The organism is Treponema sp. R6D11, assembly GCF_054786075.1.
On the sequence record NZ_BDHD01001404.1, the window covers coordinates 1 to 311 of the forward strand.

General features: G+C 54.7%; 1 protein-coding gene. It reads right to left on the reverse strand.

The annotated features are described in order from the left end of the window. The coding region (locus ACYVTD_RS18935) for an isocitrate/isopropylmalate family dehydrogenase (RefSeq protein WP_461249124.1) at window positions 1–311 on the reverse strand (311 nt) is incomplete at both ends.

Genomic DNA, 311 nt, shown 5'->3' on the forward strand with positions numbered 1-311 from the left:
GTCGGGAGCGGAGCCGTGAATAGGCTCGTACATTCCCGGCCTTGTTCCGCCCTGCACGGGAGCGCCGAGACTCGCCGAGGCTAACATACCAATTGAACCCGGAAGCACAGAAGCCTCATCGGAAAGTAAGTCTCCAAAGAGATTTGAAGTTACGATTACGTCGAACTGACCCGGTGCGCGTATCAACTGCATGGCGGCGTTGTCAACGTAGAGGTAACTTGTTTCTATTTCGGGATAGTCCTTTGAAACTATGGCGGCAACTTCACGCCAGAAGCGGGACGATTCAAGCACGTTGGCCTTGTCCACCACGC